The organism is Nonomuraea sp. NPDC050022 (assembly GCF_044460705.1).
Lineage (GTDB): Bacteria > Actinomycetota > Actinomycetes > Streptosporangiales > Streptosporangiaceae > Nonomuraea.
This window is the reverse complement of the sequence record NZ_JBITKE010000001.1, coordinates 1,404,024-1,423,925: the sequence shown is the minus strand read 5'-3', so window position 1 is coordinate 1,423,925 and position 19,902 is coordinate 1,404,024. Positions and strand designations below refer to the sequence as shown.

The 19,902-nt window shown below is 68.1% G+C and carries 20 protein-coding genes; 8 read left to right on the top strand and 12 right to left on the bottom strand.

Features of this window, described 5'->3' with window-relative positions; all coding sequences use genetic code 11:
- Positions 1-16 precede the first annotated feature (16 nt).
- Positions 17-565, bottom strand: a complete 549-nt coding sequence (locus ACIBO2_RS06270) for a DivIVA domain-containing protein (protein WP_357656443.1) — start codon at positions 563-565, stop codon at positions 17-19.
- Between the two features lie 141 nt (positions 566-706).
- Here ACIBO2_RS06270 and ACIBO2_RS06265 point away from each other — a divergent pair, with 141 nt between their 5' ends.
- The 3 genes from ACIBO2_RS06265 (at position 707) to ACIBO2_RS06255 (ending at position 2,936) form a co-directional block, all read left to right on the top strand.
- Entirely contained in the window at positions 707-1,486 is a 780-nt protein-coding gene (locus ACIBO2_RS06265) for an ATP-binding cassette domain-containing protein (protein ID WP_397295631.1), read from the top strand.
- Positions 1,483-2,154, top strand: a complete 672-nt coding sequence (locus ACIBO2_RS06260; RefSeq protein ID WP_358553774.1) for a hypothetical protein — start codon at positions 1,483-1,485, stop codon at positions 2,152-2,154. The genes ACIBO2_RS06265 and ACIBO2_RS06260 overlap by 4 nt, the downstream gene beginning before the upstream one ends.
- Before the next feature lie 80 nt (positions 2,155-2,234).
- A complete protein-coding gene (locus tag ACIBO2_RS06255; protein ID WP_358553772.1) occupies positions 2,235-2,936 on the top strand; it encodes a GDSL-type esterase/lipase family protein in 702 nt (233 codons plus the stop codon).
- A 56-nt stretch (positions 2,937-2,992) separates the two neighbouring features.
- Here the strand turns inward: ACIBO2_RS06255 and rlmN are convergent, their stop codons facing one another.
- The gene (gene rlmN / locus ACIBO2_RS06250; protein WP_357942983.1) at positions 2,993-4,093 is read right to left on the bottom strand and encodes a 23S rRNA (adenine(2503)-C(2))-methyltransferase RlmN; all 1,101 of its coding nucleotides are present in this window, start codon (positions 4,091-4,093) and stop codon (positions 2,993-2,995) included.
- A 132-nt stretch (positions 4,094-4,225) separates the two neighbouring features.
- On the opposite strand from rlmN, the gene ACIBO2_RS06245 reads away from it, so the two are divergent.
- A complete protein-coding gene (locus ACIBO2_RS06245; protein ID WP_358553770.1) occupies positions 4,226-5,248 on the top strand; it encodes a suppressor of fused domain protein in 1,023 nt (340 codons plus the stop codon).
- A gap of 11 nt (positions 5,249-5,259) precedes the next feature.
- Here the strand turns inward: ACIBO2_RS06245 and ACIBO2_RS06240 are convergent, their stop codons facing one another.
- From ACIBO2_RS06240 to ACIBO2_RS06215, 6 genes are all read right to left on the bottom strand, one after another.
- On the bottom strand, positions 5,260-6,099 hold the full coding sequence (locus tag ACIBO2_RS06240) for a phosphatidate cytidylyltransferase (RefSeq protein ID WP_358553768.1): 840 nt from the start codon (positions 6,097-6,099) through the stop codon (positions 5,260-5,262).
- Between the two features lie 68 nt (positions 6,100-6,167).
- On the bottom strand, positions 6,168-6,725 hold the full coding sequence (gene frr, locus ACIBO2_RS06235) for a ribosome recycling factor (protein ID WP_358553766.1): 558 nt from the start codon (positions 6,723-6,725) through the stop codon (positions 6,168-6,170).
- A 43-nt stretch (positions 6,726-6,768) separates the two neighbouring features.
- Positions 6,769-7,467 carry a UMP kinase gene (gene pyrH / locus ACIBO2_RS06230; RefSeq protein ID WP_225290523.1) on the bottom strand — a complete coding sequence of 233 codons (699 nt, stop codon included), beginning with the start codon at positions 7,465-7,467 and terminating at the stop codon, positions 6,769-6,771.
- A 123-nt stretch (positions 7,468-7,590) separates the two neighbouring features.
- The gene (gene tsf, locus ACIBO2_RS06225) at positions 7,591-8,424 is read right to left on the bottom strand and encodes a translation elongation factor Ts (RefSeq protein ID WP_358553763.1); all 834 of its coding nucleotides are present in this window, start codon (positions 8,422-8,424) and stop codon (positions 7,591-7,593) included.
- 299 nt (positions 8,425-8,723) lie between these two features.
- Positions 8,724-9,668, bottom strand: a complete 945-nt coding sequence (gene rpsB / locus ACIBO2_RS06220; RefSeq protein WP_397295628.1) for a 30S ribosomal protein S2 — start codon at positions 9,666-9,668, stop codon at positions 8,724-8,726.
- Positions 9,669-9,888: 220 nt separating this feature from the next.
- A complete protein-coding gene (locus tag ACIBO2_RS06215; RefSeq protein WP_358553758.1) occupies positions 9,889-10,497 on the bottom strand; it encodes a winged helix-turn-helix domain-containing protein in 609 nt (202 codons plus the stop codon).
- Positions 10,498-10,565: 68 nt separating this feature from the next.
- Between ACIBO2_RS06215 and ACIBO2_RS06210 the strand changes: the two genes are divergently transcribed.
- Complete coding sequence (locus ACIBO2_RS06210; RefSeq protein ID WP_397295626.1) at positions 10,566-11,957, top strand: MFS transporter; 1,392 nt, start codon at positions 10,566-10,568, stop codon at positions 11,955-11,957.
- Between the two features lie 298 nt (positions 11,958-12,255).
- Here the strand turns inward: ACIBO2_RS06210 and ACIBO2_RS06205 are convergent, their stop codons facing one another.
- On the bottom strand, positions 12,256-12,732 hold the full coding sequence (locus ACIBO2_RS06205; protein ID WP_397295624.1) for a GNAT family N-acetyltransferase: 477 nt from the start codon (positions 12,730-12,732) through the stop codon (positions 12,256-12,258).
- 129 nt (positions 12,733-12,861) lie between these two features.
- On the opposite strand from ACIBO2_RS06205, the gene ACIBO2_RS06200 reads away from it, so the two are divergent.
- Complete coding sequence (locus ACIBO2_RS06200) at positions 12,862-14,115, top strand: peptidoglycan DD-metalloendopeptidase family protein (RefSeq protein WP_358553754.1); 1,254 nt, start codon at positions 12,862-12,864, stop codon at positions 14,113-14,115.
- 434 nt (positions 14,116-14,549) lie between these two features.
- Here ACIBO2_RS06200 and ACIBO2_RS06195 read toward each other — a convergent pair whose 3' ends face one another.
- The gene (locus tag ACIBO2_RS06195) at positions 14,550-15,416 is read right to left on the bottom strand and encodes a tyrosine recombinase XerC (RefSeq protein WP_397295725.1); all 867 of its coding nucleotides are present in this window, start codon (positions 15,414-15,416) and stop codon (positions 14,550-14,552) included.
- Positions 15,417-16,029: 613 nt separating this feature from the next.
- On the opposite strand from ACIBO2_RS06195, the gene ACIBO2_RS06190 reads away from it, so the two are divergent.
- On the top strand, positions 16,030-16,539 hold the full coding sequence (locus ACIBO2_RS06190) for a DUF4573 domain-containing protein (protein ID WP_397295622.1): 510 nt from the start codon (positions 16,030-16,032) through the stop codon (positions 16,537-16,539).
- Positions 16,540-16,658: 119 nt separating this feature from the next.
- Here the strand turns inward: ACIBO2_RS06190 and ACIBO2_RS06185 are convergent, their stop codons facing one another.
- The gene (locus tag ACIBO2_RS06185; RefSeq protein WP_358553750.1) at positions 16,659-18,221 is read right to left on the bottom strand and encodes a cellulase family glycosylhydrolase; all 1,563 of its coding nucleotides are present in this window, start codon (positions 18,219-18,221) and stop codon (positions 16,659-16,661) included.
- A gap of 179 nt (positions 18,222-18,400) precedes the next feature.
- Complete coding sequence (locus ACIBO2_RS06180; protein WP_358553748.1) at positions 18,401-19,150, bottom strand: sulfite exporter TauE/SafE family protein; 750 nt, start codon at positions 19,148-19,150, stop codon at positions 18,401-18,403.
- A gap of 192 nt (positions 19,151-19,342) precedes the next feature.
- Between ACIBO2_RS06180 and ACIBO2_RS06175 the strand changes: the two genes are divergently transcribed.
- The gene (locus tag ACIBO2_RS06175) at positions 19,343-19,789 is read left to right on the top strand and encodes a MarR family transcriptional regulator (RefSeq protein ID WP_358553746.1); all 447 of its coding nucleotides are present in this window, start codon (positions 19,343-19,345) and stop codon (positions 19,787-19,789) included.
- Positions 19,790-19,902 lie beyond the last annotated feature (113 nt).

Below are 19,902 nucleotides of genomic sequence, written 5' to 3'. Positions count from 1 at the left end.
CTTCCGGCCCGCTGCTTCAGGCCCGCTGCTTCAGGACGTCGGCGATGCCCGCCAGGAACGAGTCGACGTCCGCGATCAGGTAGCCGGGCCGCAGCAGCACGGTCGAGAACTTCGCCTCGCGGACATCCTTGGCCGTCACCGGGTAGTCGGTGGTGCCGCGCAGCGTGGCCACGATCCGGTCCAGGAAGGCGTCGACCTCGTCCTCGTTGTAGCCCGTGCCCATCCGCCCGGGCCGGAAGGCCACCCGCTCCACCCGCGCCGCCTGCGTCTCGAACCACTCCTCGCGCAGCATCTCACCGGTCGGCTCGGTCATGGCCAGCCGTACGGGACTCTTGGCCCGCGTCTCCAGCGCCACCACGAACGCCTCCAGCGCGAAGTCCACCGCGGTCTCCTGATAACCGCCGCGCCTGGCCCGGAACGTCGCTCTGCGTACGTCGTCGGCCGTGACCTGCTCGATGTCGCGCGGCCCCCTGCCCAGTGTCGCCTCGATGCGCCCGATCAGGGCGTCGACCTCGACCGGGTCGTAGCCTGAACGCATACCCATGACGCGTGGAAAGCGGTTCAAGCTCACTCCTTCTGCGGTGTGCTAGGGGCTGCTCATATTGTGGGGCTCTTTATCCTGACAATGCGAACTGAGATATACCGTTACTGCACCATGCGATTGACCAAGGTCTCTTTCCGTTATCGAAGACGTGATCCTTCTGTCATGAAGGACGTGGACGCGCACCTTGATCCCGGTGATGTGATCGAGGTCGCCGGCGTCAACGGTGCGGGCAAGTCCACGCTGCTCCGCCTGCTGGCCGGGCTCACCAAGCCGTCGTCGGGCACCATCACCGACCGCCCGGCGGTGGTCGGCTTCGCCCCGGACCGCTTCCCGCTCGAACAACCCTTCACGGTCTCCGGCTACCTGCGCCACATGTCCCGGATACGCGGCGGCGCCCGTTGGGAGCCCTGGGCGGAGCGCCTCGGCATGGCTCACCTGCTCGGCCTGCGGCTGGGCGAGTTATCGAAGGGCAGCGCCCACAAGGTCGGGCTGACCCAGGCCCTGATGTGCGGGCCCGGCCTGCTCATCCTGGACGAGCCGTTCGCGGGGCTCGACGCCGACACCCGCGAGGTGCTGCCGTCCATCGTCACGGAGCTCTCCGAGGGCGGCGCCATCGTGGTCGCCAGCGACCACCAGGGCGGCCTGCGCCACCTTCCCTCCATCCGGCACTGGACGGTGGTGGACGGCCTGGTCAAGGAGGGTACGGCGGGGCAGCGGGCGACCGTGCGGGTGGATCTGCCGGTGGACGAGGTCCGGTCCTTCGTGGCCAGGATGCGCGACGAGGGCTACCGGGTCCAGGACGTGTCCGTCGCCACAGCCGTCACATCCGCCGCGGAGGCCGCCCACCTCGCGGAGGTCGCGGACGCGGACGCCAACGTCGCGGACGTCACCGACGTCACCGAGGTCACCGAGGTCACCGAGGTCACCGAGGAGCAGCGATGATCGCCCTGACTGTCTTCCGCGTCGCGGCCTACATCCGGTCCCACCGCATTTTCCAGGCGCTCCTGCTCATGCTCGCGCTGGTCGCCATCCTCTACGGCAGCCGCGCGCCCAAGGGCGCCGAGACCGAGGTCCTCACGGACGCCGCGGTGCTGGTGATCCCGATCCTGGCCTGGTCCAGCAGGAGCCTGCTCGACACCGAGCCGGATCAGCAGCGCGCCATGTCGGCGATCAGCGTGGGCGGCCGGCTGCGCGAGCTGAGCGCGGGCCTGCTGGCGGCCTTCGCGACGTCTCTGGTGCTCATCGCGCTGGCCCTGGGCTGGGGCCTGGCACTGGGCGTCAGCACGGTCCCGGCGCCTGAGGAGTTCGCCGCGGTCCTGACGTTGTACGGCCTCGCGACGCTCGCCGGGGTCACGCTCGGCGCGCTCACCAGCCGGGCGATCCTGCGCTCCCCCGCGATCTCCATCATGTCGCTGCTGCTGGGCTTCCTGGTCATGCTGATGCTCAGCGCCTCGCCTCTGTACTGGCTCACGGTCCCGGTCATCACCTGGATGAAGTCCGCGAACTCCGCCGAGCTGACCGCCCGGCTGCCTGAGCTCGCGACCATCTCGCTGGGGTGGTGCCTGCTCGGCCTGGGCTGTTACGCCTGGCTGCGCCGTACGCGACCCTGAAAAAACGAGGGGAACGTCACGCGTGCCCCTTTTAGCCGCTAGGTTAGTGAGTACTCACCCACCTACGAGGAGCAGGCGTCATGAAGGTGATCTGTGTCGGCGACAGCATCACGCGTGGTCAGGTCAGCGCGAACTACGTGAAAATGCTGGAGTCCAGACTGCCGGGCACCACTGTGATCAACGCGGGCGTCAACTACGACGTCTCCGCCCATGTGCTGGACCGGCTCTCCGAGGTCGTCGACCAGGATCCCGACGTGGTCACCGTACTCATCGGCACCAACGACGCCACCGCCACACTGGGCGAGACGACCGCCCGCAAGCTGCGCGACCGGTGGAAGCTGGCCGAGGACATCAGCCCCGACGGCTACGCGGCGAACCTCTCCGCCATCGCCACCCGGCTCAAGAACGAGACCCGGGCCCGCATCGCGCTGATCTCGCCGCCGGTGCTCGGCGAAGACCTCGATTCGGTGGTGCTGCGGCGGACGTCGGAGTTCGGGGAGATCGTACGTAAGGTGGCGGCCGAGCAGTTCGTGCAGTATCTCCCGCTCAACGAGCAGATGGTGGCGCACCTGGAGAAGTCGGACCGCAAGCCGCGCGTCCACTACCGGCCTGACAGCCTGCTGGCGCCCACCGCCGCGATGCAGCACTTCTTTCTGGGACGCGGCTTCGACTCGATCGCCAAGAGCCGCGGCCTGCTGCTGACCACGGACACCGTCCATTTGAACAGCCGCGGCGCCGGGATGATCGCGGACCTGATCGAGGGCGTCGTGCGCTCTTCCTGAGCTTTTCCGTGGCTTTCCCAGAGCTCCTCCCTGGGCTTCCGAGCTCTTCCCAGGGCTTATTCGGCGGCGGCGAGCTGACCGCAGGCGCCGTCGATCTCGCGGCCGCGGGTGTCGCGGACGGTCACCGGCACACCGTGGTATTCAAGCCGCCGCACGAACGCCCGCTCGTCCTCCGGCCGGGAGGCGGTCCACTTGGAGCCGGGCGTCGGGTTGAGCGGGATCAGGTTGACGTGCACCAGCTTGTTGCGTACCAGCTTGCCGAGCAGGTCGGCCCGCCACTCCTGGTCGTTGATGTCCTTGATCAGCGCGTACTCGATCGAGATCCGCCGCTTGGTCTTGGCCGCGTACGCCCAGGCGGCGTCGAGGACCTCCGACACCTTCCAGCGCGTGTTGATCGGCACCAGCGTGTCGCGCAGCTCGTCGTCGGGTGCGTGCAGGGACAGGGCGAGCGTGACCGGCAGGCCCTCGTCGGCGAGCTTGCCGATGGCGGGCACCAGGCCGACCGTGGAGACCGTGACGCCGCGCGCCGAGATGCCGAGGCCGTGCGGGGCGGGCTCCACCATCCGGCGTACGGCCCCGATGACCTGCTTGTAGTTGGCCAGCGGCTCGCCCATGCCCATGAAGACCACGTTGCTCACCCGCCCCGTGCCACCGGGCACGTCGCCCGCGGCCAGCGCGCGAGCGCCGGAGACCACCTGCTCGACGATCTCGGCGGTGGACATGTTGCGGGTCAGCCCGGCCTGGCCGGTGGCGCAGAACGGGCAGTTCATGCCGCAGCCGGCCTGTGACGACACGCACATCGTCACCCGGTCGGGATAGCGCATCAGCACCGACTCGACCAGCGCGCCGTCGAACAGGCGCCACAGCGTCTTGCGGGTGGTGCCGGCGTCGGTGGTCTGCTCCTTGACGGGGGTGAGCAGCGACGGCAGCAGCACCGACAGCTTGTCGCGGGCCGCCGCGGGCAGGTCGGTCATCGCGTGCACGTCGGCGTTCAGGCGCTCGAAGTAGTGCCGGGACAGCTGGTCGGCGCGGAAGGCCTTCTCCCCGAGCTCCGTCACCGCCGCGCGGCGGTCGGGCATGGACAGGTCCGCCAGGTGCCGAGCCGGCTTGGCCCTGCGCGGCGCGACGAAGGTGAGCTGGCCTGGCTGCTGGGACACGTTCCTGCCTTTGCTTGGGTGGTTACCGACCAGGTTAGTGAACGTTCGGCTCCCAGGTGTCATTCCATGAGGGAGCTCCGGGTGGCGGAAGCTCTCGCATGAGGGTAGGGGCCGATCTAGAGTGCATCTCGTATGGCGATTTTCCGGTCGGCTTCTGGCGAGGGGCAGACCGAGGTTGTCCTCACCGCCGGCAACCCGTACGGCAGCCGAACGCTCGTGGTCGAGCGGGACGAGGACGCCTCGGTAGCTTACCTGTGCTCGCCTGACGGCGCCGTGCACGGCGCCGTGTGGCTGGCCAACCACCGTCCCGCGCCCGAGGTCGTCGATCTGGCCAGGCTCAACTCGGGGCTGCCGCCGCTCATGCCCCGGCCCAACACCACGCACCCGGCCGGACGCCGGCCGCTCGGGCAGCTGACGGCGCTGTGGTTCGAGGAGGGCGACGGGGTCGCCGTCTATGAGGACGAGGACCTGCTGGCGGTCATCCCCGGGTGGGCCGACATGAGCAGGGGCATGCCCGGCTACGCCCGTGACGCCGTGGGTGAGACGCCGTTCGCCTGGGCGCTGTCCGAGGCGCTCGAAGGGCTGCGGCCGCGCATCTCCAACGCCAGGTCCTATTGGCGCTGGCGGCATGGGGAGGGGTCCTGGGCGTCGTTCCAGGAGTTCGTCATGGGGCATCTGGAACGGGGGCTCGGGCCGGCCGGGCGCTACTGGGACGTGAGCGGGGAACGGCTGCCGGCTGTCGGCGTCACCGAGCGGCCGCCGTACGGGCGCCGGGGGTTCACGGTGCTGTCGACGGTCGGGATGAGCTGCCAGCGGATGCCCACCGTCGAGCAGTGGATCGACCGGCCGGGCGCGTACGCCAGGATCGAGCTGGCCGTGGCCACCCGTGAGGATCCGCGCGAGGCGGCGCTGCTGCTCGTGTGGCTGTCGCAGTATCCGTGGCACTCGGTCACGTGGCTAGGGCACGGGCATACGGCCAAGTGGTATCACGAACCGGCCACGTTCCCGCTGGGCCCGCAGTACGCGGGAGTCATGATGGTCGCCGACCCACCCGCCATGCCGGATTTATCAGGATTCGCCTTTGGTGGTGAGGCTGTCCGCTGGCTCTGGCTCCAGCCGGTCACCATCGAGGCGATGGAAGAACACCGCCACTAGCGTCAGACGCGTCAGAAGAACAGCGTCATCAGCAGCCAGACCGGCACCAGCGTGGTCACCAGCGAGTCGAGCCGGTCCATGAGACCGCCATGGCCCGGCAGGAGCGTGCCCAGGTCCTTGATGCCGAGATCCCGCTTGATGATCGACTCGATCAGGTCACCGACGGTCGCCAGCACCGCCACGAGCGCGCCGATCAGGGCGCCCTGCCAGAGCTGCCCGTCCATGAGCCAGCTCACCAGCCAGGCGCCCACCGCCACACACGCGATGATGGACCCGGCCATCCCCTCCCAGGTCTTCTTCGGGCTGATGACGGTCATCTGGTGCTTGCCGAACAGCACGCCCGCGATGTAGCCGCCGATGTCGCTGGCCACGGTCACCGCGATGAAGATGACCACCCGATCACGGCCGTCGACAGGCGCCAGCAGCAACGCCGCGAACCCGGCCAGCAGCGGCGGATAGACCAGGATGAACACCGAAGCGGTCGTGTCGCGTACGTAGCCGTCGGTGCCGTCACTGAACATCCGCCAGATCAGCAGGACGAAGACGACCACCACGAACGCGCCGAGCAGCCATACGGGCCCGCCCCAGTAGGCACCGGCGAACATCGCGACCATGCCACCGAGCAGCGGCACGGTCGGCACCTTGATGCCGCGGCTCCCGAACGCCTGGGTCAGCTCCACGACCCCGACGCCCACGGCCCCCGCCAGCACCAGGAGAAAGAGTTCTTTGACGGTGTAGAGCGTGCCGATGACCAGCGCGCCCAACCCCAAGCCCACCGCTATGGCGGCAGGAAGGTTCCGTCCGGTACGGCTGCCGCCGCTCGGGCTGGTGCCAGCCGTACTTTCGTCCACAGATCTCTTCCCGGGTCTTCCATGAGCCACGGCCCCCGCCACCGGGCGAGGGCCGTGCGGCGCGCCGCTCAGACCTCGAGCAGCTCGGTTTCCTTGTGCTTGAGCAGCTCGTCGATCTTGGCGACGTGCTTCTGGGTGATGTCGTCGAGCTCCTTCTCCGCGCGGCGGACCTCGTCCTCGCCCGCCTCCCCGTCCTTGATCATCTTGTCGAGGATCTCTTTGGCGGAGCGGCGGATGTTGCGCACGGACACCTTGGCGTGCTCGCCCTTGTTCCTGGCGACCTTGATGTACTCCTTGCGCCGGTCCTCCGACAGCTCGGGGAACGACACGCGGATCACCGCCCCGTCGTTGCCGGGGTTGACGCCCAGGTCGGAGTCACGGATCGCCTTCTCGATCGCGGCCATCGAACCCTTGTCGTAGGGCTGGATGATCACCATGCGGGCCTCGGGCACATGGAACGAGGCCAACTGCTGGATCGGGGTCGGCGTGCCGTAGTACTCGGCATTGATCTTGTTGAACATCGAAGGGGTTACCCGGCCCGTCCGGATGCCCGCGAAGTCCTCCTTCGCGACCGTAACGGCCTTGTCCATCTTTTCCTCGGCTTCGAGGAGGGTTTCGTCGATCACAGCGGCTCCCTGTCTTCTAGCTGGCGATGTCGGGCGCGCTCCCTCATTTGCCTGCGGGACTCACCAGCGTGCCGATTTTCTCACCGCGGACCGCTCGCAGGATGTTGCCCTCGCCCATCAGGTCGAAGACGACGATCGGGAGGTCGTTGTCCTTGCACAGGCTGATCGCGGTGGCGTCCATGACCTGGAGGTCGCGGATCAGCACCTCGCCGTAGTCGAGGTGGTCGAACCTGACCGCGTCGGGATTCTTCCGTGGATCGGAGTCGTAGACTCCGTCCACCTGAGTGCCCTTGAGCAGCGCCTCGGCGCCGATCTCCAGGGCGCGCTGGGACGCCGCGGTGTCGGTGGAGAAGAACGGCGAGCCGAGCCCGGCGCCGAAGATGACCACGCGCCCCTTCTCCAGATGCCTGATCGCGCGGCGCGGCAGGAACGGCTCGGCGACCTGCTGCATGGTGATGGCGGTCTGCACGCGGGTCTCGACGCCACGCCGCTCCAGGAAGTCCTGCAGCGCGAGACAGTTGATGACGGTGCCCAGCATCCCCATGTAGTCGGCGCGGGCGCGGTCGATGCCCTGCTCGGACAGCGCCGCGCCGCGGAACATGTTGCCGCCGCCGACCACCACCGACACCTGCACACCCTCGCGTACGGCCTCGGCGATCGAGTCGGCCAGGTGGTCGACCACCAGCGGGTCGATCCCCAGCGGGTCGCCACCGGCGAACGCCTCACCTGACAGCTTCAACATGACCCGCTTCCACCGGAGCGGGTTCTGATACGAAGAAGCCGCCGACGTAGCTGGCTCCTGGTTCTCCTGCACGGCGGCGGCCTCCCTCTTAGGCGGTTCGATGGGCTGGAATTTCGTTCAAGCCTAAGCCTGGCCGACTTTGAAGCGAACGAAGGCCAGCACCTCGGAGCCGTTCTCCTCGGCGTACTTGCCGACGGTCTTCTTGTTGTCCTTGACGAACGCCTGCTGGAGCAGGGTGAAGTCCTTGTACCAGCCGTTGACGCGACCCTCGACGATCTTGCCGATGGCGGCCTCGGGCTTGCCCTCCTCGCGCGTCATCTCCTCGAAGAGCTTGCGCTCCTTCTCGACGACGTCAGCGGGCACGGCGGCGGCGTTGAGGTACTGCGGGGCCATCGCGGCGGCGTGCTGCGCGATGTCCTTGGCGACCTCGGCGTTCGGCTTGTCGAGCTGGACCAGCACGCCGACGGCCGGCGGCAGCGCCGGGTCGGTGCGGTGCATGTAGGCGCCGATGTAGCCGCCCTCCAGCACCGAGAACCGGCGGATCTCGATCTTCTCGCCCAGCGCGGCGTTGGCCACGTCGAGGTGCTCCTTGACGGTCTTGCCGTCGAAGGAGGACTCGAGCAGCGTCGCCACATCGGCCGGCTTGGTGGCCAGGATGTGCTCGACGACCTGACCGGCCAGCTCCTGGAAGCGCTCGCCCTTGGCCACGAAGTCGGTCTCGCAGTTGAGCTCCAGCAGCGCGGCGGCGGAGTCGCCGTCCTGCTTGAGCGCGACCAGGCCGTTGGAGGCGGTGCGCGCCTCGCGCTTGCCCACGTCCTTGGCGCCCTTGAGGCGCAGCAGCTCGATGGCGCGGTCGATGTCGCCGTCAGCCTCTTCGAGCGCCTTCTTGCAAGACATCATTCCGGCCGCGGTGATCTCGCGAAGCCGCTTGACGTCGGCCATGTTCACGGAAGCCATTGCTTTTTTCCTTGTGGGATTTCGTCGTGGATCGGGTGGGCGCCGACCTTCCGGCACCCACCCTATGGTTCGAACGGCCGGCGGCTGCCGTACAGGAGCTCAAAGTCTTACCTGGTGAGCAGCCCTGCCTTCGCGGCCGTCCCGGCTCTTCCGGCCTTGCCCGGCGCCGGGGGTCTTGACCCCCGGCGCCGGGCTCAGCGTCTGCGATTTCCGCTCGGCCTCGCGTGCGGGTCACTCCACGGAGCCGGGCTCGGTAGGCGACTGCTCGCCACCTCGGTGTTTACCCGAGGTGTGAGCGGTCAGGCCTGCTGCTGCTCGGTCTCGCCCTCGGCGGCGGCCGGAGCGGCCTCAGCCTCAGCCGTGACCTCGGCCGGAGCCTCGACCTCAGCCTCAGGGGCAGCGGCCTCGGCCTCGGGAGCGGCCTCGGGAGCGGCGGCCTCGGCGGCCGACTCAGGGGCGGCCTGCTCGGCGGCGCCCTGCTCGATGAGCTCGCGCTCCCACTCGGCCAGCGGCTCGGCGGCAGCGGGCTTCTCGTCACCGCGGGCGGCGCCCGAGCGAGCCATCAGGCCGGCGGCGACACCGTCGGCGACGACCCTGGTCAGCAGACCGACGGCGCGGATGGCGTCGTCGTTGCCGGGGATCGGGTAGTCGACCTCGTCGGGGTCGCAGTTGGTGTCGAGGATCGCGACGACAGGGATGCCAAGCTTCTTGGCCTCGCTGATCGCGATGTGCTCCTTCTTGGTGTCGACGATCCACACCGCGCTGGGCACGCGGCCCATGTCACGGATGCCGCCGAGCGTGCGCTCGAGCTTGTCCTTCTCACGCCGGCGCATGAGGAGCTCCTTCTTGGTGAGCCCCGAGGCGGCGACGTTGTCGAAGTCGAGCTCCTCGAGCTCCTTCAGACGCTGAAGCCTCTTGTGCACGGTGGAGAAGTTGGTGAGCATGCCACCCAGCCAGCGCTGGTTGACGTACGGCATGCCGACGCGAGCCGCCTGCTCGGAGATGGCCTCCTGCGCCTGCTTCTTGGTGCCGATGAACAGGATCGTGCCGCCGTGGGCGACCGTCTCCTTGACGAAGTCGTAGGCACGGTCGATGAACGACAGCGACTTCTGCAGGTCGATGATGTAGATGCCGTTGCGCTCGGTGAAGATGAAGCGCTTCATCTTCGGGTTCCAGCGGCGGGTCTGGTGCCCGAAGTGAACGCCGCTCTCGAGCAGCTGTCGCATGGTGACGACGGGGGCCATGTGATGGTCCTCCAGGTCTGGGCGCCCGTGCGGGCGGGCGCGGTTCTCGGTTGTGCCGCGGCAGCCCAGTGGCTGTCGCCCTGATGCCCCGAACCCGCTCCAGCCGAGCCGTGGCTCGGACCGATGGCGCGGTCCGCGATGGGGCATGCGAAGTCGGCCTGTGATACACAGGCCACCCAAAAGTCTACCTCCCACGCCGCCCCGGCCTGACCGTCTCGGGTCAGCCCGCGTCGTGGTCCTCCGTGGGCAGCCCCGGCGCCGCCCTCCGCACATGCGGGAAGAGATTGACCTGGGCCTCGGCGATCCTGGCGCCGGGAGGCGCCGCCCGTTCATCGCGATGGCGCGCCAGGTACGGCTCGAACAGCTTCTCGACCTCGACATTGAGCCGCGCCATCTCCTCGGCGTCGAGCCGCAGCATCAGTCGGCTGAAGCGGGCCGCCTCGCGCCACTCCTCGGGCTCCTGGTCGATGTTCTCCAGCGCCCGCCGGGCCTCCTCGTCCGCTTCCTTGCGAAACGCCTGGATCAGCAGGTGCTTGGCCTCACGCACCTCCGGCTGATCACCGGGCTGCACGCCGACCGACAGGGGCGTACTCGTCGGCTTCCAGACCCGCTCCCGCCCGTCGCCCCGCGGCGGCGCGTCCTCCACGAACCCGTACTTGGCCAGCATGCGCAGGTGGTAACTGGCGGCGCTCGGAGTGATGCCGGCGACCTCGGCGACCTCGGTGGCGGTGGCGCTGCCGTCGACACCCAGCCGGTTCAGGATCGCCAGCCGGGCCGGGTGCGCCAGGGCCCGCATCGCCTTGGGGTCACTGAGGCTCTCCCGCGTCATGGCACCAAGGTACCCGGAAGTGATGTGAAGTATTGCCTTCATAACTCTGAAGGGTTACTTTCATAGTTATGAAGCGTTCCCTTCACAAATCGCCGCCACCTCGCGACCCGATCGCACCCGATGGGGTGCTATCACCCACGGACGCAGCCTCGCCTGGGGACGCCCCACCGGCGCCAGACCTCATCCCGCTCCTCAAACAGCGCGACTATCGACTGCTCTGGACCGCTCGCACCATCTCCGTAACCGGCTCCGAGGTGTCCAAGCTGGCCGTGCCGCTGACCGCGGTCACCCTGCTCGCCGCCTCCCCCATGGAAATGGGCCTGCTCACCGGGGCGGCCTCACTACCCGCCCTGCTCCTCGGCCTCCAGTCGGGTGCGATCGCCGACCGCCTCTCGCGCCACCGCCCCCTCATGATCACCTGCGAACTCGTCTCCTGCGCCGCCGCGCTGACGGTCCCTGTGGCCTGGCTCCTGGGCGTACTCAACGCCTTCTGGCTCATCGCCGTCGCCCTGGTCATCGGCTCAGCAGGCGTGCTCTTCAGGGCCGCGAACTTTCCGCACGTAGCCGCGATCGTCTCCCCTGAACAGCGAACGGAGGCCATGGCCGGCTTCCACGCCTCCTACTCAGTGGCTTCCGTGGGCGGCCCCGGCCTGGCCGGGCTCCTCGTACAGCTGCTGACGGCCCCGCTGGCGGTGCTCACGGAGGCGCTGTCGTTCCTGGCCTCGGCGCTGCTGCTGCGCTCGATCCGTACCCCGGAGAAGAACGAGCCGGCCCCCTCCCGAGGCATGTGGCGAGACGTGACCGAAGGGCTTCGCGTCAGCGCCACCCATCCCGTACTCCGTGCCCTCCTCGGCGCGGGCGTCACCATCAACTTCTTCGCCCTGGCCTACACGGCCGTCTACATGCTGTACATGGTGAACACCCTCGGCATCCCCAGGGGCCTCATCGGCGCCCTCATCGCCCTCGGCGGCGTCGGCGGGCTCATCGGCGCCTGGATCACCACCCGCGCCGCCAAACGCTACGGCGAGAACCGCGTGCTCCTCGTCTCCGTACTCTTCTTCCCGATCGAAATCCTGGCAGTGGGCCTGCTCAGCGGCCCCCTCTGGTGGAAGCTGGCTCTGCTCACGCTCACCGGCGTCGTCACGGGTGGCGTCGTAGTCGCGTTCGCGACCTGCATGGGCGCGATCGTCCTGCGCGAAACCGCCCCCGAACTCCGGGGCCGCGTCAATGCCACCATGACGTTCGCCGTACAGGGTGTCATGGCTCTGGGCGGCCTCGCGGGTGGCGCGCTGGCCGAGTTCGTGGGCCTGCGTCCCGTCATTCTCGTCTCAGCGGTCGGCATCGCACTCAGTACGGTCTGGATCTGGGCCTCTCCCCTGCGCCCAGGCCGCCGCCATCGCTTCGCGGACCCCACTGACCCGGCACCGACCCAGCCCTCGCCGGAGCCCTCGAAGTCCTGACCTTCCAGACGAGAACACCTCGTCCAGTGCCATCCCCTGATGTTCCCCATCGAACTGACGCACCACGGCGACCGACCTTCACCGCCCGCCCAACGCACCACGGCGACCGACCTTCACCGCCCACCCGACGCACCACGGCGACCGAGCATCAACCTGAGAGCCCAGCTCTGCGAACACCGCAGCATGGAGCATCCAGCGACGCCATCCGTGACATACGGCTCAGGCAGCTAGACCCCAGCCTCAGCCACCAACCCTTCGAGCGCGGCCCTTCAGCCACCGACGTCCGCGGTCAGTACAGCTAGATCAGCTCGTCCGCCAGTAGGTCCATAAGCAACCCGTCGTGAAACTCTCCAGTCACCGGATCCCGCTCATAGGCCCGCATAATCCCCACCCGCTTGAACCCCACCCGCTCGTAGGCATTGATGGCCACCGAGTTGTGCACCGCAGGATCGATGGTCAGCCGGTGATGCCCCCGCTCCTCGATCAACCATCGCGCCAACGTACGAACGGCTTCCTGCCCGAACCCCCGTCCGTGCCACCGCGGCCCGAGGAAGATGTCGATCCCTGAGCTGCGATACATCGGATCCTCGACTTCCTCGTACTGGATCGCCCCGATCACCTCGCCGCCGAGGGTGATGGCGAGCATGTCATCGAACTCATCGACCGGCCCCCACCACTTGGCCACCTCCGGCGTCCCCGCGATCTCCCGCAGCCGCGCCTCGTCATCCCGTACAACTTCCCTCAGGATCACCCGGGACCCACGCAGCTCAACCATGCCGCCTCCTTAACCCCGCCCGCGCCACGATGCCAGCGGTTATCCACAGGCTTACTGACCCGCGCCCCCTTTTCCACAGAATTACGTTCGCCCCTCCGACCGCCCCCACCTCTCCCGCAAACTCACCGCATGCCCATCCACGCCACCCCCCACGGTTCGTCACCACTTACCCACTCCAACCCCACCCATCCAGCACCGTTTCACTCCCACCCCACTGCTCCCAGAAGCCACTCCAGCCCCAATTCCCCGCGCCCCCTCAACCCCAATTCCCCGCATCCCATCGGCCATCAAAACCCCAAAACCCACCCTCACCCCTTCAGCCCCCAAAACCCCCCAACTCACTGTCACCCCTTCAACCACCAAAACCCCACAAGCCACCGGCACCCCTGCGACGGCAGCAGGTCAACGCATCCCCCACCAACAAAGCTCCTCCGGAGAGGCGCGTCTTCAGGCCCGATGACGCTTCTGGCTTCAGGCCCGATGACGCTTCTGGCCGCCCTCCTCGCCCTCGCCATTCCCTTGATCCCCTTGGCACTCGCAAGCCCCGCCGCCGCCGACCGCCCCACCTGGCGATGGCCACTGGACGGACACCCCAGGGTCCTCCGCCAGTTCGCACGCCCACCCGAGCCATGGCTGTCGGGCCACCGGGGCATCGACCTCGGCGCCCCACCCAGCACCCCTGTCGTAGCCGCAGGCCCAGGCATCGTCCGCTTCGCCGGCCCCCTCGCAGGCCGGGGTGTGGTCACCATCGAGCACACGGATGGCCTACGCACGACGTATCTGCCTGTCAACGCATCAGTACGCCGGCACCAGCGCGTAATGCCCGGCACCCGCCTCGGAGTCATCGAACGTCCAACTGGCCACTGCCGAGAATCCTGTCTTCACTGGGGCCTCCTGCGCGGCTCCCACTACCTCGACCCCTTGCTCCTCCTCGGCCGAGCCCACATCCGCCTCCTCCCCTACTGGAACCTGGACGCCCTGGACACCGCCGCCCTCTGGACACAGCCACCACCCTCAAGCACCAAACGCCTCCACCCGGCACCCACCGACATGGCTCCCTCTACGGCAACCACCCGACCGCTGACATCGCCACCTCAGTCAGGTCGCACCCCTGCGCCCGGCCCCACCGTTTCGAGCGAACCCACCTCGCCCCAAGCCGCCAGCCCCGCCTTCCGCTTCGCGGCACGTTCCGCCTCGACACCCGCCATCTCAGTCATCAGCGTGGGCACGCTGTTCAGCGCATTACTGCTGTTGACCCTGATCCGCCGCCATCGAAGTACGCGCACGCAGCACCCGCGCGCCACACGAGGTCAGCACCGCAAACAGCAGCGCAATCGACCCCCACGAAAGCGCCGACGCAGAGCCAGGCCCACCAAGCGATAACCCAGGGCGACCGCCTGCCTGGGGCTGTGGGCAGCGTCCCGCTGAGTGGTGGAACCACGATCTCGCTGTAGGGCTTCTACCGGGGACTCACAGGGCCGAGGAGCCAAGGAGCAGAGTGACCGAGGAGCTGAGTGACCGAGGAGCCGAGTGACCGAGAAGCGGCACCGCTCCGCAGGACGTCATCCAGGCCTTGCCACACGGGGCCCAGCTGACACGGCCATGAGGGCCAGTCGGCCCGACCAACTCGCCAAATCTCACCGAGCGAAGTCGGTCATACGCCATCGCGCACTAGGTCCACCCCGCTGAACCCCACAACCTCGACAACCTCGTCCCCCGGCCGGACCCCAGCCCCAGCAACATCCCCGTTAGACCCGGAACCCGGTCCCCGTTGGACCCGCACCCAATCCCCCGCTGGGCCCCGAACCGATGTCCGGTCACGCCCTGGGGTGTGCCTGGCGGTATGCCGTGCGGAGGCGCTCGATCGAGACGTGCGTGTAGATCTGGGTGGTGTGCAGCGATGCGTGTCCGAGAAGCTCCTGGACGCTGCGCAGGTCGGCGCCGCCTTCGAGCAGGTGCGTCGCCGCGGTGTGTCGCAGCCCGTGCGGGCCCATATCCGGTGCTCCCTCGACCTCACGCAAGCGAGCGTGCACCACCCGGCGCACTGTACCCGCGTCGATACGCCCGCCTCGTACCCCAAGAAACACCGCCGCCCCCGAGCCAGCGCGGATCCACCGGGGGCGTCCGTGGACGCACCATCTGTCCAGAGCACGGAGCGCGGGCAACCCGAACGGCACTGACCGTTCCTTACGGCCCTTGCCCAGCACCCTGATGACGTGCCGATCCCGATCGACATCGTCGACGTCCAGCGCGCACAGCTCACTCACCCGCACCCCCGTGGCGTAAAGCAGCTCCAGGATGGCCTGATCCCGCAGTTCCTTGGGCTCTCCGTCCGACGGCACTTCAAGGGTGGCCTGAACCTGCTCCAGATTGAGTACGGCAGGCAACGGGCGGGGAGCCTTGGCACTGCCCAACAGCAGGCCGGGGTCGTCCGGCAACCAGCCTCTGCGATGGCAGTAGGCCGTGAAGGTACGTACGCAGGCGGTCCTGCGCGCCAGCGTCGCCCTCGCCTTACCGTCGGCATGCTGCTCGGCCAGCCATTCGCGCAACGTACCGATATCAAGACCGTGGAGCTGACCGTCCAGGTGCTCGAACAGGGCCGTGACGTCGGAGAGATAAGCACGCACGGTATGCGGCGACAGGTCTCTTTCAAACCGCAAGTACCTGCCGAATTCGGCTGTCACCTCATCCGCCCCCAGCCACCCGTCGGCCACAAGCGCCTCCCCTCTCACAGACGCCGACCGCTGCCGGAGCCACGCGACCAGGCGATCGACAGTCCACGGCCGGGCTTGTACCCGTATATGGGCCTACCGTCGCCTCACTTCTTTCACCTTTACACATTGGTCCACGACCAGCAGCCGACCGATGGGGCGGTGTCTCGTTGGTCGCGGATCGATGATGATCCGCGGAGTGGCGCGGTTCTCGGCCACTCGGACCCGATCCTCCCTGGTAGCAACCAAGCCATGCGGCGAGCTCGTGGATCCACCACTCAATGGGACGCCACCGGCGGATCAGCGATCTAGCCAAGCTGAAAGCCGAGATCGCCCGCTCGCACCAGCGCACCAGAAGCGTCCAAGTCACCGACCGGTTCCACCTCCGGCAGGACCTGTCCACCGCGGTCGAGCCAAAGATGACGTCCCGCAGAGCGGTGTAGTTTCTGCGCGCTCGTCCTGTTCGCCCACCTAGGAAACACACAACGAGATCACTGATCCACCACTGGGTGGGACACCACCCGCTGCCCTGGCCGGAAGCGGCCCAGATCGCGATCACGCGCCCACGCCCGCTGGGCCCGCCCCGATGATCCCTTGCTCGCGGCAGCGCCTCGCCCGTAGAGGGATGGGCAAAGCAACCCCATGCTCCGCCAGCGGCTGTCAGTGCCATCTGCGCCGGCCGCCCGGCCACCCCAGCCAGAGACCTTGCATGCGTTGGAGTTCGCCGTACTTGGGGAGGGCCGTTGGGTACCACCCCTTGCAGAGGACCGTTGAGTACCACCCCTTGCAGAGGACCGTTGAGTGCCACCCCTTGGAGAGGACCGTTGAGTGCCACCCCTTGGAGAGGACCGTTGAGTGCCACCCCTTGGAGAGGACCGTTGAGTGCCACCCCTTGCAGAGGACCGTTGAGTGCCACCCCTTGGAGAGGACCGTTAAGTGCCACCCCTTGGAGAGGGAAGGCGAGCGCCCGCCCCGCGGTGCTCGGTCGTGGATCGCGGGGCGGGTGCTCGTTCAGGGGCCGCGGGCGGGAGCGGGTCCGCCCGCGACGGTGGGAGGGTCAGGAGCTCGCGACGGTCGCAAGGCCGGCAGCCTCTGACGGTGGGAAGAGTCGGGAGCCCGCGACGATGGGGCGAAGCGGGGGCCCGTGACGGTCGGAATGAGCGCGAGTTCAGGACGGTGGGAAAGGTCAGGAGCAGGTTGCGTTGGCGGGAAGGGTCAGGAGCAGGTTGCGTTGCTGGGCTGGGCGGCCGGGCCGTTGGCGGTGAAGCCGACGGCGACCGACGCGCCGGGGGCGAGGTTCTTGGCGTAGTCGGGGCCCTTGGCGGTCCACGTGGTGCCCGACTGGGTGACGACCGCGTTCCAGCCGTTGACCAGCGTCACCCCCGACGGGAACGTCCAGGTGGCGGTCCAGTCGCTGATCGTGCCGGTGCCGGTGTTCTTCACCGTCAGCTCACCCTGGAAGCCGCCCTGCCAGGAGTTCGTCTGCTTGTACGTCACCGTGCACTGCCCGGGAGGGTTGGGCGTGGGCGTATCGGAGGGCTGCCCGGTGCCGCCGGTCGGCGGGATCAGGTACGGCTGGAGGATGGCCTGCTTGGCCTGGTTGACGGTGGTCCAGTCGTCGTTGAGGATGCCCCCTGTGTCACCGGAGTTCGGGTTCCACGACCAGTAGGTGAACGACATCCCGTTCACCCCGGTACCCGTGTACTTCAGGAGCTCCTGCAGCCAGATCTTGTCCACGTTCGCGGCCAGGGTGGTGCCGAACTCGCCGATCATGATCGGCGCGATGTTCTGCTTGTACAGGTAACCCCAGTACTTGTCCCAGATGGCCGGCAGGTTGGCGGGGTAGTCGGGGGCGTCGAACCAGGTCTGGTGGTAGACCGAGGTCGCATAGTCGTGGGGTGAGTAGACCAGGCGGTTGGCCACGTTGAGCCGTACCGGATACTGGCCCGCCTTCGACAGGTTCCCGCCCCACCAGCCGCAGTCCTCGTCGTTGCTGGGATCGCCGTCCCACACGTTGGACAGACCGCCGCTCGGGCAGCTCACGCCCTCCACGAAGATCAGCCAGTTGGGGTTGACCGACAGGACCGCGTTGCCGGCCCGCTCGGCGGCCAGCCGCCAGTCGCGGGCCTGGTCGCCACAGCCCCAGCAGGAGCCGGTCGCGTTGGGGTTGGTGCCCTCGGCGTGCGGCTCGTTGTGCAGGTCGGCGCCGATGACGGTGGGGTTGTTCGCGTAGTGCTGGGCCAGCGCCTTCCAGTCGTTGATCCAGGTGCTCTCCGGCGTGGCGGAGACGTACCAGAGCGCGGACTGGCCCGCGGCGGTCGGGCGGTGGCGGTCGAGGATGATCCGCATGCCCTTGCCGCCCGCGTACGCGATGATCTTGTCCAGGATCTGCAGCGGCGACAGGCCGATCAGGTCGGGGTTGACGTAGTCGTTGATGCCGGTGGCCGTGGCGCCGGACTTGAGCGCGTCGTTGGAGTACGGCACCCGGATCGTGTTGTAGCCCAGCGAGGCCATCTTGTCGAGGTGGCCCTTCCAGGGAGTGCTCGACCACAGGCCGTGGAAGGTCCGATTGTCGGTCTCCATGCCGAACCAGTTGAGGCCGGTCAGGCGCACGGTCGCGCCCGTGCTGTCAACGATCTTGTTGCCGCTGGTGTGCAGGTAGCCGGTGCCCGTACCGGCGGCCGCGCCTGCCGGGGCGACCGTGGTCACCGCGACAGCGACTGCCGCTCCGGCCACCAGCGTGGCCAGGGCGGCCGTCAGCGCCTTGGACAAGTGCATGGGGATGCCTTTCGGAGAGGGAGAACGCGGCGTCATGCTCGGCTGCCGTCTTCACGCTCGTCAACGCACCGTGGGTCCTATGGCTGTGACCAGGCAAAATGCTTGAAAGTTTCACAGGGCAAACTAGCGCTCGGGAGCGGAGAACAACCGGTGGATGCCCGCGGCCACCCTCCGGCCGATCAGGTCGCCAGGAGCTTGACGATCGCGACGACGCCGATGCAGACGATCACGCCGCGCAGGATCGGCGCGGGCAGCCTGCGGCCCAGGCGCGCGCCGAAGAAGCCGCCGATCATCGAGCCCAGCGCCACCAGCAGCACCGCCTGCCAGTCGACCTCCGCGACCAGGATGTACAGGACAGCGGCGGTGAAGTTGACCAGCAGGGCGAGCACGTTCTTGGCCGCGTTGATGCGCTGCAGCTCCTCGTCCAGCATGATGCCCATCAGGCCGATGAGCAGGATGCCCTGGCCCGCGCCGAAATAGCCACCGTACGCGCCGGCGGCGAGCGTGCCCAGCCACAGCCACGGCCCGCCGTGCGCGCGCCCCGGCCGGGCGGACAGCAGGCGGCTCAGCCTGGGCTGAATGATGACCAGCGCGCAGGACAGCGCGATCAGCACGCTCACGATCACGTTGAAGCTGCCCTCGGGCAGGGTGAGCAGCAGCAGCCCGCCGGCCAGCGAGCCGATGACGGAGGCCGGGGCCAGCCTGAGCAGCCGCTCCCGCTGGCCCTTCAGCTCGGCCCGGTAGCCCATGACACCGGACAGGCCGCCGGGGACCAGGCCGATGTTGTTGGAGACGTTCGCCGTGATCGGCGGCAGGCCGACGGCCAGCAGTGTGGGGAACGTGATCAGTGACCCGGAACCGACGACGGTGTTGATCGCCCCGCCCGCGACTCCGGCCGCCAGCACCGCGACCACCTCAAGTGGTGTCATGCTCGGAACTCTAGAGCGCATCTCTCTTTCTAAGACAAATAGGTCCAATATATGAGAATATCCGAATGTGATCTCAGAGGGAGATCACGACCTTGCCAGATGCGTGGCCCAGGGCCGTACAGGCGGGCGGCAGCAACGCACTGAGCAGTTCGGGCATTTACAGTTCGGATCCGAACAGTTAGGGTCCTTATCATGGACGAGCCGAAGAGTACGCGCAGCCGCAGCTTCGAGCTGATGCGCTGGATCGTCTGGGCTCAGCGGAAGGCCGGCGAGGATTGGATCCGGGCCCGCGAGCTCAGCTTCGAGCAGGCCTTCGTACTCGGCTATCTGATCGAGAACCCTGGCGCGATCCAGCGCGACATCGCACAGATGACCCACACGACCGCGTCCAGCGTCTCGGGCCTGTTGCAGGGACTCGAACGCGGCGGCCTGGTCGAGCGCCGCACGGAGCGCGGCGACGAGCGCAGTAAACGCGTCTACGCGACGCCGGTCGGCATCGAGCTCATCGCCGGGCTCGACACCGCGATGGCCGCCGCCGACGAGACGATCCTCGCCCCGTTGGACCAGGACGAGCGGGACACCCTGCACGCCCTGCTCGCGAAGATCACCGCGAGACTGCGGCAACCGACCCGGTCGTAACCGCGGATGCGCGGCCAGGCCGCGCATCCGCAACACGCGCATCCGCAACCCGCTCTGGCGTCCGCCGGCGTGCGCTCCAACCTGCCCAGAAGCTCCAACCTGCCCGAGAGCTC

What these genes read in the sequence shown, in the direction of transcription:
- ACIBO2_RS06265 (WP_397295631.1), top strand. Translation starts at nt 707, where the DNA reads ATGAAGGACGTGGACGCGCACCTTGATCCCGGTGATGTGATCGAGGTC.
- ACIBO2_RS06260 (WP_358553774.1), top strand. Translation starts at nt 1,483, where the DNA reads ATGATCGCCCTGACTGTCTTCCGCGTCGCGGCCTACATCCGGTCCCAC.
- ACIBO2_RS06255 (WP_358553772.1), top strand. Translation starts at nt 2,235, where the DNA reads ATGAAGGTGATCTGTGTCGGCGACAGCATCACGCGTGGTCAGGTCAGC.
- ACIBO2_RS06245 (WP_358553770.1), top strand. Translation starts at nt 4,226, where the DNA reads ATGGCGATTTTCCGGTCGGCTTCTGGCGAGGGGCAGACCGAGGTTGTC.
- pyrH (WP_225290523.1), bottom strand. Translation starts at nt 7,467, where the DNA reads ATGTTGAAGCTGTCAGGTGAGGCGTTCGCCGGTGGCGACCCGCTGGGG.
- tsf (WP_358553763.1), bottom strand. Translation starts at nt 8,424, where the DNA reads ATGGCTTCCGTGAACATGGCCGACGTCAAGCGGCTTCGCGAGATCACC.
- rpsB (WP_397295628.1), bottom strand. Translation starts at nt 9,668, where the DNA reads ATGGCCCCCGTCGTCACCATGCGACAGCTGCTCGAGAGCGGCGTTCAC.
- ACIBO2_RS06215 (WP_358553758.1), bottom strand. Translation starts at nt 10,497, where the DNA reads ATGACGCGGGAGAGCCTCAGTGACCCCAAGGCGATGCGGGCCCTGGCG.
- ACIBO2_RS06210 (WP_397295626.1), top strand. Translation starts at nt 10,566, where the DNA reads ATGAAGCGTTCCCTTCACAAATCGCCGCCACCTCGCGACCCGATCGCA.
- ACIBO2_RS06205 (WP_397295624.1), bottom strand. Translation starts at nt 12,732, where the DNA reads ATGGTTGAGCTGCGTGGGTCCCGGGTGATCCTGAGGGAAGTTGTACGG.
- ACIBO2_RS06200 (WP_358553754.1), top strand. Translation starts at nt 12,862, where the DNA reads ATGCCCATCCACGCCACCCCCCACGGTTCGTCACCACTTACCCACTCC.
- ACIBO2_RS06190 (WP_397295622.1), top strand. Translation starts at nt 16,030, where the DNA reads ATGATCCCTTGCTCGCGGCAGCGCCTCGCCCGTAGAGGGATGGGCAAA.
- ACIBO2_RS06185 (WP_358553750.1), bottom strand. Translation starts at nt 18,221, where the DNA reads ATGCACTTGTCCAAGGCGCTGACGGCCGCCCTGGCCACGCTGGTGGCC.
- ACIBO2_RS06180 (WP_358553748.1), bottom strand. Translation starts at nt 19,150, where the DNA reads ATGACACCACTTGAGGTGGTCGCGGTGCTGGCGGCCGGAGTCGCGGGC.
- ACIBO2_RS06175 (WP_358553746.1), top strand. Translation starts at nt 19,343, where the DNA reads ATGGACGAGCCGAAGAGTACGCGCAGCCGCAGCTTCGAGCTGATGCGC.